10 protein-coding genes and 1 pseudogene are annotated in these 12,887 nt (G+C 57.7%); 3 read left to right on the forward strand and 8 right to left on the reverse strand.

Translation table 11 applies throughout. The features are described 5' to 3' along the window. Window positions 1-70: 70 nt before the first annotated feature. From glgX to asd, 3 genes are all read right to left on the reverse strand, one after another. Window positions 71-2,047: a glycogen debranching protein GlgX gene (glgX, locus tag HMPREF3096_RS06735; protein ID WP_022066279.1), complete on the reverse strand. Its 1,977-nt coding sequence runs from the start codon at window positions 2,045-2,047 to the stop codon at window positions 71-73. Continuing rightward, the gene (glgB, locus tag HMPREF3096_RS06740) at window positions 2,044-4,230 is read right to left on the reverse strand and encodes a 1,4-alpha-glucan branching enzyme (RefSeq protein ID WP_008806987.1); all 2,187 of its coding nucleotides are present in this window, start codon (window positions 4,228-4,230) and stop codon (window positions 2,044-2,046) included. The genes glgX and glgB overlap by 4 nt, the downstream gene beginning before the upstream one ends. A gap of 238 nt (window positions 4,231-4,468) precedes the next feature. Then, window positions 4,469-5,575 (reverse strand): aspartate-semialdehyde dehydrogenase, encoded by a 1,107-nt coding sequence (asd, locus tag HMPREF3096_RS06745; RefSeq protein WP_012540397.1) that lies wholly within the window; start codon window positions 5,573-5,575, stop codon window positions 4,469-4,471. Between the two features lie 103 nt (window positions 5,576-5,678). Here asd and HMPREF3096_RS31370 point away from each other — a divergent pair. Then, window positions 5,679-6,041 (forward strand): annotated as a pseudogene (locus HMPREF3096_RS31370) (hypothetical protein). Here the strand turns inward: HMPREF3096_RS31370 and gntU are convergent. From gntU to HMPREF3096_RS06770, 5 genes are all read right to left on the reverse strand, one after another. Next, the gene (gene gntU / locus HMPREF3096_RS06750; protein WP_008806984.1) at window positions 6,038-7,378 is read right to left on the reverse strand and encodes a gluconate transporter; all 1,341 of its coding nucleotides are present in this window, start codon (window positions 7,376-7,378) and stop codon (window positions 6,038-6,040) included. The pseudogene HMPREF3096_RS31370 and the gene gntU overlap by 4 nt on opposite strands. Then, entirely contained in the window at window positions 7,378-7,908 is a 531-nt protein-coding gene (gene gntK, locus HMPREF3096_RS06755; protein ID WP_012540395.1) for a gluconokinase, read from the reverse strand. Before gntK ends, gntU begins: the two co-directional genes overlap by 1 nt. A gap of 180 nt (window positions 7,909-8,088) precedes the next feature. After that, complete coding sequence (gntR, locus tag HMPREF3096_RS06760; protein WP_002920777.1) at window positions 8,089-9,084, reverse strand: gluconate operon transcriptional repressor GntR; 996 nt, start codon at window positions 9,082-9,084, stop codon at window positions 8,089-8,091. Window positions 9,085-9,198: 114 nt separating this feature from the next. After that, window positions 9,199-9,894 (reverse strand): pirin family protein, encoded by a 696-nt coding sequence (locus tag HMPREF3096_RS06765; protein WP_032731354.1) that lies wholly within the window; start codon window positions 9,892-9,894, stop codon window positions 9,199-9,201. A 121-nt stretch (window positions 9,895-10,015) separates the two neighbouring features. Next, window positions 10,016-11,053 carry an oxidoreductase gene (locus tag HMPREF3096_RS06770; protein WP_032731356.1) on the reverse strand — a complete coding sequence of 346 codons (1,038 nt, stop codon included), beginning with the start codon at window positions 11,051-11,053 and terminating at the stop codon, window positions 10,016-10,018. Between the two features lie 264 nt (window positions 11,054-11,317). Here HMPREF3096_RS06770 and HMPREF3096_RS06775 point away from each other — a divergent pair, with 264 nt between their 5' ends. Together HMPREF3096_RS06775 and yhhY are read left to right on the forward strand one after the other, a co-directional pair. Next, window positions 11,318-11,971 carry a bactofilin family protein gene (locus HMPREF3096_RS06775; protein ID WP_032731357.1) on the forward strand — a complete coding sequence of 218 codons (654 nt, stop codon included), beginning with the start codon at window positions 11,318-11,320 and terminating at the stop codon, window positions 11,969-11,971. A 227-nt stretch (window positions 11,972-12,198) separates the two neighbouring features. After that, a complete protein-coding gene (gene yhhY, locus HMPREF3096_RS06780) occupies window positions 12,199-12,687 on the forward strand; it encodes an N-acetyltransferase (RefSeq protein WP_012967123.1) in 489 nt (162 codons plus the stop codon). Window positions 12,688-12,887 lie beyond the last annotated feature (200 nt).

A 12,887-nucleotide genomic window follows, 5' to 3' on the forward strand; every position in this document is an offset into this window, starting at 1 on the left:
TTTTTACACCCCAGCTTTCCTTCTCATCCCGCCGCGCCGCCGCCACGAGTTCAACCGGAAGCTTCAGGGATTACGACCTTTGAAATACGCACACTCCGTGCGCGGGCCCATGCCAGACAGCCATGATGACCGGATTATCCTCTCCGGCGAAGGGAGGAACGGCGCGCCATTCCCCCTCAGGTAAAACCATATCGACCACCTCTGCGGTGGCGTTCAGCGTGAGCAGCCAGCGATCAGACAACTGGATCTGCATACACGCTGCGCCCTGCTGCCACTCCCCGGCAGTCAGCGGCTGGGCGTTGCGATTAAGCCAGCGGACATTGCCATCGCCCTCCTGCCACCAGCGGTTGCGGGTGAGCGCTGGAATGCGACGGCGCAGGTGGATCAGCGCCGCGGTAAACGCGGTTAATCCCGGGTTCGCCTGACGCCAGTCCAGCCAGGTCAACGCGTTATCCTGGCAGTAGGCATTATTGTTGCCGTGCTGGCTGTGGCCCTGCTCATCGCCCGCCAGCAGCATTGGCGTCCCCTGAGCCAGCAGCAGCGTCGTCAATAGCGCATGCACGCTGGCACGCCGCCGTTCAATCACCGCAAGATTGGCGTCTAATCCCTCTATACCATGATTGTTGCTGTAGTTATTGTTAGTCCCATCGCGATTCTCCTCCCCGTTTGCCTCATTGTGTTTCTGATTGAAACAGACGCAGTCGCGGAGCGTGAAGCCATCGTGGGCCGTCACCAGGTTCACCGTCGCCGATGGCCGTTTGCCATCGCGAGCAAAGAGATCGCTGGAGGCCGCGAAGCGTTGCGCAAAGTCACCGAGGGAGACGTTTTGCTGCAGCCAGAAACGACGGGAAATATCGCGAAAATGGTCATTCCATTCGGCGAACAGCGGTGGGAAATTAGCCACCTGATAGCCGCCCGGGCCGATATCCCAGGGTTCCGCAATCAGTTTCACCTGCGACAGCACGCTGTCGCGGCGGATAGCCTCGAACAGAGGCGCATCCTGGCGGAATTCCGGCGTCCGCCCCATCACTGAGGCGAGGTCGAAGCGAAAGCCGTCGACATGGCACTCATCCACCCAGAAGCGCAAACACTGGCGCGCCCATTCCACCACCCCGGGGTGGCTGAGATTGAGCGTATTACCGCAGCCGGTCCAGTTGTGATAATCGCCATCCTCCCTTACCCAATAATAGCTACGGTTGTCGATTCCGCGCAGGGAGACGGTGGGCCCTTCGAGATCAATTTCCGCGCTATGGTTGAGCACGATATCCAGAATCACCTCGATGCCGGCGGCATGAAGCGCCTTAACCGCATCACGAAACTCATCGAGGGCACGCGCGGGATCGCTGGCATAGCGCGGATCCAGCGCGAACCATGCCAGCGGGTTGTAGCCCCAGTAGTTGCTCAAGCCCATCCGCTGCAGTCGCGGCTCGCTGGCGAACTGCGCTACCGGCAACAGCTCGAGGGCGCTGATGCCCAGCGATTTGAAGTAAGCGATCATCACCGGGTGGCCCAGCGCCTTATAAGTTCCGCGAATGGCTTCCGGCAGCTGCGGGTGCAGCAGGGTGAGTCCTTTCACGTGCGCTTCATAAATCACCGTTTCCCCCCACGGGGTACGCGGCGGCTTATCGCCCCGCCAGTCGTAATGCAGATCCACCACTTGCGATTTTGGCGCGATTGCGGCGCTGTCGCGATGATCCGGCTCCCACATTCCACCATGCAGGCGTTCGTCATCCGGCAGATCGCCCTCGACCCGATACGCGCAGGGATCGAGCAGCAGCTTCGCCGGGTTAAAGCGGTGCCCCTGCGCCGGGTCCCAGGGACCATGCACCCGATAGCCGTAGCGCAGGCCCGGCCCGGCAGCGTCCAGCCAGCCGTGCCAGATGTCGCCGCTGCGCGCCGGGAGATCGACGCGTTGCTCGTTACCCTGCTCGTCGAATACGCACAGCTCCACCCGCTCCGCATGGGCGGAGAAGAGGGCGAAATTCACGCCCTTGCCGTCATAGCTGGCGCCCAACGGCGCAGGTTTGCCTGCCGCAAGTGAGGTCATTGCGCCTCCCGGACCAGCCAGATCGTCGCCAGCGGAGGCAGGGTCAACGATAGCGAATGTTCGCGGCCATGGCTGGCGATCGCGTCGCTCTCCACCACACCGCCGTTACCCTGGTTGCTGCCGTGATAGTGCATGGAGTCGGTATTCAACGCCTCGCGCCAGCGTCCCGGCTGGTTAATGCCGAAGCGGTAGTCATGGCGCGGCACCGGCGTGAAGTTGCTGGCGACGATAATCTCATTCCCGGCCCGGTCGCGGCGCACAAAGACAAACACCGAACGCTCATGGTCGTCGACCACCAGCCATTCGAAACCGTAGGGGTCAAAATCCAGCTCGTGCAGCGCTTTATGGTGACGGTAGGTATGGTTCAGGTCACGCACCAGTCGCTGGACGCCATGGTGCCAGTTGTCGCCGCCCTCCAGCAGATGCCAGTCGAGGCTGCCGTCGTGGTTCCACTCGCGGCCTTGAGCGAACTCATTGCCCATAAACAGCAGTTTTTTACCCGGGAAGGCGAACAGCCAGCCGTAGTAGGCGCGCAGGTTGGCAAACTTCTGCCAGGCATCCCCCGGCATGCGGTCGAGAATCGATTTTTTGCCGTGTACGACCTCGTCATGGGAGAGCGGCAGCACAAAATTCTCGGTGTAGTTATAGAGCATGCCGAAGGTCATTTTGTCGTGATGGTAGCGGCGATGCACCGGATCGAGCTTCATGTAATCCAGGGTGTCGTGCATCCAGCCGAGGTTCCATTTGAACCAGAAGCCCAATCCACCGCCGGCAGGCGGACGGGTGACGCCAGCAAAATCGGTGGACTCTTCCGCCATCGTCACCGCGCCCGGCGTCTGTTCGCCGAGGATGCGGTTGGTGCTGCGCAGAAACTCAATAGCTTCCAGATTTTCCCGGCCGCCGTATTCGTTGGGGATCCACTCACCTGCCTTGCGGCTGTAATCGCGATAGATCATTGAGGCCACCGCATCGACCCGCAGGGCATCAATACCGAAGCGCTCGATCCAGTACAGCGCGTTACCGACGAGGAAGTTGCTGACTTCGCGGCGACCATAGTTGTAGATCAGGGTATTCCAGTCCTGGTGATACCCCTCGCGTGGATCGCTGTGCTCATACAGCGAAGTACCGTCAAACGAGGCAAGGGCAAAATCATCCGCCGGGAAGTGGCCGGGCACCCAGTCAAGAATGACGTTCAGCCCGGCGGCGTGCGCGGCGTTGATAAAGTAACGGAAATCGTCGCGGGTGCCGAAACGGCGGGTCGGCGCATAGAGCCCGGTGGGTTGATAGCCCCAGCTGCCGTCGAACGGGTGCTCGTTAACCGGCAATAGTTCGAGATGGGTGAAGCCCATCCATTTCGCGTAGGGCACCAGCTGGTCGGCCAGCTCGCGGTAGCTCAGCCAGAAATTATTATCGGTATGACGGCGCCAGGAGCCGAGATGCACTTCATAGATAGAGATCGGGGCATCAAACTGGTTCGCCGCTTTGCGGTCCGCCGGCTGTTCCACTTTGGGCGGCAGGTCGCAGATAAGCGAGGCGCTTTCCGGACGCATTTGCGACTCAAAGGCGTAAGGGTCGGCTTTGACCCGCAGATGGCCGTGGGCGTCAATCAGTTCGAATTTATACAGCTGGCCATTATGCGCGCCGGGAACGAACAGCTCCCAGATCCCGGACTCTTTGCGGAATCGCATCGGGTGGCGTCTGCCATCCCAGTAGTTAAACTGCCCGACCACCGACACGCGGCGGGCATTCGGCGCCCACACCGAGAAACGGGTACCGGTGACGCCGTCCATGGTGGCAGCGTGCGCGCCCAGCGTTTCGTAAGGGCGCAGGTGGGTCCCTTCGGACAGCAGCCAGACGTCAAGATCCTGCAACAGCGGACCAAAGCGATAAGGGTCATCAATCAGATTCTGCTGCCCGTGCCAGGTGACGGCCAGCTGATAGCGAAAGGCGTTTTTGCGACGTGGCAGGACGCCGCTGAAGAAACCACGCGAGTCGAGGCATTCGAGCTTGCCGACTTTGCGTCCGGTTTTCGGTTCAATAACCCACACGTCGGTGGCATCGGGTAATAATGCGCGTACTTCCAGCCCGGCGTCAGTACGGTGCATGCCGAGCACGGAAAAGGGATCCGCGAAATGACCGGCGATTAGCGCATTAATCACGTCTCTATCAATATGATTAGACATGCTTTCATCCTGTTGTAAGTGTCGCTCATTCCTGTAACTGGCGACTTTTTTTGACCTGAACGGCGCAGTGCTCTCAGCATCCTCCTGCTCCGTCCCACCTTCAGGTAAGGAATTCCTTACTTAAAGCATAGCCAAGGCTGAGTTACCTCCGTGGGGAAAAATCTAACATCCGCGTTTACTCCTTGTATTACGCAAAAAAAAAGGGGGCTTGAAGACCCCCTTTCTGTTCATCCTGCGCTTACGCCAGCTGCCGAAGCATCCGGCGCAGCGGCTCCGCAGCGCCCCACAACAGCTGGTCGCCAACGGTAAAGGCCGACAGATACTCCGGCCCCATATTCAGTTTACGCAGGCGCCCTACCGGGGTGGTCAGGGTGCCCGTCACCGCGGCTGGGGTCAGCTCGCGCATGGTAATCTCGCGATCGTTCGGTACCACTTTGGCCCACGGGTTGTGCGCGGCCAGCAGCTCCTCAACGGTCGGGATAGACACATCTTTCTTCAGCTTGATGGTGAACGCCTGGCTGTGGCAGCGCAGCGCGCCAACGCGGACGCACAGGCCGTCTACCGGGATAACGGACGAGGTGGCGAGGATCTTGTTGGTCTCCGCCTGGCCTTTCCACTCTTCGCGGCTCTGGCCGTTATCCAGCTGTTTGTCGATCCACGGGATCAGGCTGCCCGCCAGCGGTACGCCGAAGTTATCCACCGGCAGCTCGCCGCTGCGGGTCAGCGACGTCACTTTGCGCTCGATATCCAGAATGGCGGAAGCCGGATTCGCCAGCTCTGCCGCAACATGGTTGTGCAGCTGACCCATCTGGCTCAGCAGCTCGCGCATATGACGCGCGCCGCCGCCGGAAGCCGCCTGGTACGTTGCCACGCTGACCCACTCCACCAGATCCTGGGCAAACAGGCCGCCGAGGGACATCAGCATCAGGCTAACGGTACAGTTGCCGCCGACAAAGGTTTTGACGCCATTATTCAGGCCGGCGGTGATCACGTCCTGGTTAACCGGGTCGAGGATAATGATCGCATCGTCCTTCATGCGCAGCGAAGAGGCGGCGTCAATCCAGTAACCCTGCCAGCCGCTTTCGCGCAGCTTCGGGTAAATCTCGTTGGTGTAATCGCCGCCCTGGCACGTGACAATAATGTCCAGTGCCTTCAGCGCGTCCAGATCGAACGCATCCTGAAGCGTGCCACCGGTGCTACCGCCGAATGACGGCGCTGGCTGTCCCAGCTGGGAGGTAGAGAAGAACACCGGGCGAATGGCGTCGAAATCGCGCTCTTCAACCATGCGTTGCATGAGAACAGAGCCGACCATTCCGCGCCAGCCGATAAAACCAACATTTTTCATAACGTATTCCTGCGAGGTGTGTGCTGTTTGTGCCTGGCCAGTTTCCAACTGGATTATCCCTCACCTTACAAAATGCAGCTAAAGTCGCAAGTGAAATTAATCAATGATTGCTGAACAATCAGAAAAGCAACTTATCCTGCACATTGTCCACCGTCGCTGGTCGTCGTCAAAAACGCAACGATTATCGGGGAAATCCCCTGCGCAATGGAATATTTTCCGTTGCTATTTTATTGATCCTGATTATGGATTGAGCGCGAAATCAGGTGATTTACCGCTTGCCAAATAAACGCATCAAACCCAGGCACAGCAAGGGCTGACGAGGGATACGAGTATCGTCGTAGCGCTAATAAGGGCGAATAGCAGGCAAGGAAAAGGGGGAAAAAGGGCGGCTTATTACAAAGAAGCCAGGGTAAGCAGCGTTACCCTGGCTTTTTATACCCCGCGAGCGGGAGGTGAGCGGGCTTAGCTCAGCAGCTGGAAAGCGATCATACCGACAATCGCCCCGGTGGTACCCAGGATGGTTTCCATCATGGTCCAGGTTTTCAGCGTCTGGGCTTCCGTCGCACCAGTAAATTTACCGAACAGCCAGAAGCCGGCATCGTTCACGTGGCTCACCACAATCGAGCCGCCGGCGATACAGATAGACAATGCCGCCATCTGCGCGCCGCTGTAGTTCAGTTGCTCAATGACCGGCATCACCAGGCCAACCGCCGTCAGACAAGCAACGGTCGCGGACCCCTGAATGATACGGACGGCAGCCGCCAACACGAAGCAGGTAATCGCAATCGGCAGACCCAGGCCTGTCAGCGCTTCGCCGAGCGCCGGGCCGACGCCGGAGTCAACCAGCACCTGCTTGAAGACGCCGCCGGCGCCGATCACCAGCAGGATAATCCCCGCCGGCTGCAGCGCGTGGCCACAGATCTCCATCACGCGGTCTTTCGCCATCCCCTGGCGCATCGCCAGGCCGTAGATCGCGACCAGGCAGGCAACCAGGATCGCGGTGAACGGATGGCCGATAAACTCGAACCATTCGTAGGCAGTGGAACCCACCGGCACAAAGCGCGCGGCGATGGTTTTCAGACCCACCAGCACCAGCGGCAGCAGGATCAGCGACAGGCTAAAGCCGAAGGAGGGCATTTTGCCTTCGCCGAGATGCGGTTCGCTGATATCGTCAGGAATATGCAGCTCAACGTAGCGGCTAATGAAGTTACCCCACAACGGACCGGCGATAATCATCCCCGGGATCGCGGCGCACAGGCCAATCAGGATCATCCAGCCAAAGTCGGCGTGCATTTGCGACGCCAGCAGCATCGGCGCCGGCCCGGGAAGCAGGAACGCGGCGGCGGCGGCCACCCCGGCAAACAGCGGGATCACCAGCTTCACGAGGTTAGTGCCGGTATGGCGCGCCATCGAGAAAGCGACGCTGATCAGCAGGACAATGGCCACTTCGAAGAACAGCGGCAGCGCGCAGATAAGACCGGCAAGACCAATCGCATAGTGCGCGCGGTTGTGGCCGAAGGATTTGAGCATCTTGACGGCAATCTGATCGACCGCCCCCGTTTCATGCAGGATCTTACCGAACATCGCGCCGAGCGCGACGACGATCGCCAGGAAGCCCAGCGTACCGCCCATCCCTTTCTCCATCGTCGCCGCGATTTTATCCAGCGGCATGCCGGAGAAGAGACCTGCACCAATAGAAACCACCATCAAAGCCACGAAGGCGTGCATCCGCGCTTTCATGACTAAAAACAGCAGCAGCAATACCGAGCCGACTGCTGTTAAAACAAGCGTTAAAGTACTCACTAGTGACTGCCTTTGTTGATCACCTCGATGGTGCTGGCCACCACGCCTTCCAGCGGCTGGTCGATATCGACGATAAGCACATCGCTCTCGTCGGCGCCTGGTTCCTGCAGCGTTTCAAACTGCGTCACCAACATTTGGGTTTTGAAGAAGTGTCCTTTGCGTGCCTTCAGACGGTTTTCGATCACGTCGAAATCGCCTTTCAGATAGATGAAGGAGAGGTTCGGGTTGCCCTTACGCAGAATGTCGCGGTAGCTCTTCTTCAGCGCCGAGCAGACGATCAGCGACACCTTGTTGGTACGCTGCATAGCAAACGCGGCGTCATTCAGCGCCTGCAGCCACGGCGTGCGGTCATCATCGTTCAGTGGCTCACCGGAGGCCATCTTAGTGATGTTGCTGCGCGGATGCAGAAAGTCGCCGTCGAGAAACGCGGCATGCAGTTGATGCGCCACTTCGCTGGCGACAGCGGATTTCCCGCTGCCGGAAACGCCCATCAGAACATAGACGTGGTGATCATGATTAGTCGTGCTCAAAGCATCCTCCCACCGGACAGGTACGCCGCGCCATGGCTGACTCATCCAGCGCGAAGGCGGCGTATCGGTTAATTGTTACGGGTAACTGTTATCGGTAACATTGTCATGCCGGACCTGTGGAGAAGCAATATCCATTCGTGCCAGATGTGAATATGTGTGATCTACTTCAAACTTGTCAGTTTAAATTGATCCGCCCGGTGACAATGTGAAACCTAAATCTAACATCTTAGGGGTAATCGCTTCACCACGAATGCGCGCCAGCAGCCGTTCGGCACCGATGCGTCCCATCCGCTCGCGCGGGGTCAGGACGCTGGCGAGACGCGGCTCCATCACCTGGCCGATATCATGGCCGTGGAACCCGGCGATCGCCATATCATCGGGGATCTTCAGCCCCAGGCGCTGGCATTCAAACGCCGCGCCGACCGCAAGGTCATCGTTGGTACAGAAGATACCGTCAAGCTGCGGATATTCGCGGCGCGCCTGACGCATCAGCTCAATACCCGACGAGTAGGACGAAGACTGCTCCACCATCACGCTATAGGGCGTCATCCCGGCGTCGAGCATCGCCTGCTCGTACCCCTTCTGTTTGATGATAGTTCGTTCATCGAGACGCGCCCCCAGATAGGCGACGTGGCGGTGGCCGCGGGCGATAATCGCTGCGGTCATCTGCCGGGCGGCTTCAAAGTTATCAAACCCGACGGCGATATCGAGGCACGGCGACCGGCTGTCCATCAGCTCCACCACCGGAATGCCGGCGACTTCAATCATCTTCAGGGTGCGAGGCGTATGAGTGCGTTCGGTGAGGATCAGGCCGTCAATGTTCCAGGAGAGCATCGATTCGAGGCGTTTCTCTTCCATTTCCGGCTTATAGCCGTAGTGCGCCAGCATGGTTTGATAGCCGAAGGCGTCGGTGACGCTTTCGATACCGCGCAGCACTTCCGAGAAGACCTGGTTAGTTAACGACGGCAGCAGCACGCCGATGGCGCGGCTGGTCGCGTTGGAGAGAATGTCAGGGGCGCGATTGGGAATATAACCCAGTTCATCGAGGGCAACGGCAATCTTGCCACGCAGCGCTTCGGAGACCTGCTCCGGGTTGCGTAAATAGCGACTGACCGTCATTTTGGTCACGCCGACAAGATCGGCTACATCCTGAAGTACGGGTCTTTTCTTTTTCATCGTCCTGACTGTGATCAACGGGGAAACATTTTCTCAGTTTATCACGGACAAAGCGCAACCTTCGCCGATGTTGGAGAAGGTTGCGCAATTTATTTAACCTGGCTCAGATAACTATCAAACCGGCGGCAGATCGAACAGCAGGATCTCGCTATCGCTGTCGGCATGAACCGAAATCGCCTGCTCGTCCCAGATGGCCAAACCGTCGCTGGTGGTGGCTTTGGTACCGTTGATGGTCACTTCGCCTTTGACCACCTGGATCCACACGCGGCGTTCCGCGGCAATCTGGTGAACCGACTGCTCATCTTTCAGCAGCGCCCAGCGATAGAGTTCCATATCCTGGTACACCTTCAGCGAGCCATCTCGCGCATCTGGCGACAACACCAGCTGTTTGCCCTGGGCGGCGTCGAAGCGGCGCTGCTCGTAGCGCGGGGTAATGCCGGTTTCTTCCGGAATAATCCAGATCTGATACAGACGCAGACGATCGGTTTTGCTCGGGTTGTACTCAGAGTGGCGCACCCCGGTACCCGCACTTATGATCTGGAACTCGCCTGCCGGCACCTGCTCTTTGTTGCCCATACTGTCCTGGTGCTCCACCGCCCCTTCCAGCACATAAGTCAGGATTTCCATGTCTTTGTGTGGATGGGTACCGAAGCCCTGACCGGCGTCGATGACGTCGTCGTTAATCACCCGCAGGGCAGAGAAGCCCATAAAATTCGGGTCATAATAGTTGGCGAAAGAGAAAGTATGCCAGGAATCCAGCCAACCATGGTTAGCGTGGCCACGTTCGTTCGCTTTGCGTAAGTAGATCATGTTGCACCCCCGTATGTTTTCGATGGAGTCAGTGTGGACCCATTTCGCCGTCGATCATAGAGGGTGAAAATTGACTCCTCTGTTCAAAAAATATGAACAAGCGTCGAGGAGCCCGTTTTGCTTATTTTGCCAGGGTGATGGTGGCCGGAGAAGGCTGTTCAAAGCCGCGCTCCAGGATCTCCATATTGGTGAGAACGTCAGATTCCTTGACGTAATTCGGCTGGCCGTTGACGAGAGTTTCATACAGCGCGTCGTACACCCGACCGTAGTCGCCGGTCTCCAGCGGCACCGCTTCACGCACCGTCTCCCCCGCCTCGTTGACGTACACCAGCTCGCCGACGCTGTCGTCCGCGCCAAAACCCGGCTCGCCCGGCATGATATTGGCCTTCAGGCTGGTCTCCTGCTGGTCAATGCCGTATTTCACAAACGAACCTTTATGGCCGTGAACGATGAATTTCGGGTAGTCGATCTGCACCAGGTGGCTGGTTTTGACGATGGCCTTCAGATCGCCGTAGAACAGTTGGGCCTCAAAGGTGTCATCCGGGTTGGCTTTATTGCGCAGCGAGCGCAGATCGTAAGAGACATGGTCCGGACGGCCGAACAGCGAAATGATCTGATCCAGGGTATGCACGCCGAGACCATAGAACTCGCCGTTTTGCGGGCCGCCGGGGTTGGTCTCCGCCACCGGGCGGTAGTTATCGAAATGGCTTTCGATCTCCACCAGTTCGCCGAGTTTCCCGCTCTCAATCACCTTTTTGGTGGTCAGGAAACAGGAGTCGAAACGGCGATTCTGGTAGGGCGTCACCGTGAGACCTTTGCTGTTTGCCAGGGAAAACAGGGTTGTGGCCTCCTCAAGCGTCGGGGTGAACGGCTTTTCCACCAGCACGTTTTTCCCCGCCTCCAGCGCCTTTTTCGCATATTCGAAATGACTGTCGGCGTGGGTGCAGACCACCACCAGATTGACCTGTGGGTCGTTTAACACGTCATCAAGATCGCTGGTGAAATGGATATGGGAATACTGCGGCGCCTGCTCCTCGGGCTTCGCCCGGCGGCGGTAGATATGCGCCACCTGCCAACGGTCTTTGCGGTGCAAAACGTAAGGAAGATGGTAGCGGGTGGTACTTTTGCCGAAGCCAATAAATGCGCAGTGCAGAGTCATAACGCTGTCCTTAGTTGATGAGCTACCTTCAACCATAGCGCAAGCCGGGCCATCACTTCATCCTCTCTGTCCGCTTTCCTGGAAGATTCGCCAGCAAAATAGTTCAAGCATCACTTATACGAAAATATTAATAACCAATTGATTAACCAGGAATTAATTCGCCATTTTCCAGCTAAAAAACTTGATCCTAACGGCGAAACTACGGATAAGTGGAGGGCAAACCAGGACGTTGCTGATGACTAACGGAGTAGCCAGCCGCTGCTAATGGACAAACAGTATTTCGCCATAAACGGCACCCTTTTTTTCTGGCTTCTTGGACTGATCGCCTGGTCTGTCGATGCCATCGCGCTGGCGCGCCTGGCGGCCGCCTGCGCGCTTGTCGCTTTCCTCCTCCATAGCCAACGGAACAAGATTAACGCGATGTTTATTAAGAAAAATAAAACGGAACCTCAAGCGTCAGAAGCAGCCACATTTCCGGCAATAAACCCAGAACCCGAAGCGGTCGCCAGCAAAAAACACGAGACCACGATCATCGCCAGCGGGGTACATTTCGTCGGCAATATCGCCGCCAGCGGCCATGTCTATATTCACGGCCAGTTGACCGGCAACATTGAGGCCAAAGAGCATCTGATTAAGGTAATGCGTGAAGGCCAGGTGGAGGGCAACATCAGCTGCCGGGAGCTGATTATTGACGGCAAGGTGCAGGGCCAGTGTCATGGCGATAGCATCACCATCGAGGAGCACGGCCATCTGGATGGTACCCTCGCCTATCGCGCGCTGGCGATCAAGAAAGGCGGGGTTTTTAGCGGTCGCGCTGAAATGCTGGCCGCAGCGGAGAACAAAAGTCATATTCTCGGTCTGGTAGCAGACACGCCATCCAAAGCCGACGCGGAGCCCGCCAGGCCGCAGAGCGCCTGAAATAGCGGCAAAAAAAAAGCCAGCACCCGGCTGGCTAAAGTAATACTGGAAGCAATGTGAGCAATGTCGTGCTTTCAGGCTTTCCGCAAGGGTCTCCCTGAATGCAGGACAATAATAATCATTCTCATTCGCACTTGTCTACTTTTTTTTGCAAATAATGCGTGTTGACTCGAACGCCGTAGTCAGTGATGTTTAAAGGGACTTTTCACCTGAATGAGGAACAAGGAATGAGTGACATCGTGATACGCCATGCTGAACCGAAAGATATTGACGCGATTCGTCAAATTCACGCCCAGCCGGAGGTGTATCACAACACGCTACAGGTCCCTCATCCATCCGAACATATGTGGCGGGAGCGGCTAGCCGATACGCCCGGCGTGAAGCAGCTGGTGGCCTGTATCGATGAGCAAGTCGTCGGCCATTTAAGCATTGCCGTCGTCCAACGTCCTCGCCGTAGCCACGTCGCCGATTTTGGTGTCAGCGTGGATTCGCGCTGGCACAACCGCGGCGTCGCCAGCGCGCTGATGCGTACCATGATTGATATGTGCGACAACTGGCTGCGGGTTGAACGTATTGAGCTGACGGTGTTCGCCGATAATGCCCCGGCGATTGCGGTGTATAAGAAGTACGGCTTTGAGATCGAAGGCACCGGCAGGCGTTACGCGCTGCGCAACGGTGAGTATGTGGATGCGTATTATATGGCGAGAATGAAGTAGCGTGTTGCCGGGTGGCGGCGACTGGCCGCCCTCTGTGCGCTCCCTGCGTCATGAGAGTCATAACGCAGAAGAAATATCGGGAGCGCAATGTGCTCTGAATTAACACAAAGCACATATTTTTCCCGGACCAAAAAGTTGCAAACCGATAACAGTATCTACGTTCGTGCAGTTGTAGGCCCGGTAAGCGCAGCGCCACCGGG

This window comes from Klebsiella sp. HMSC25G12 (assembly GCF_001807705.1).
Taxonomy (GTDB): Bacteria; Pseudomonadota; Gammaproteobacteria; order Enterobacterales; family Enterobacteriaceae; genus Klebsiella; species Klebsiella variicola.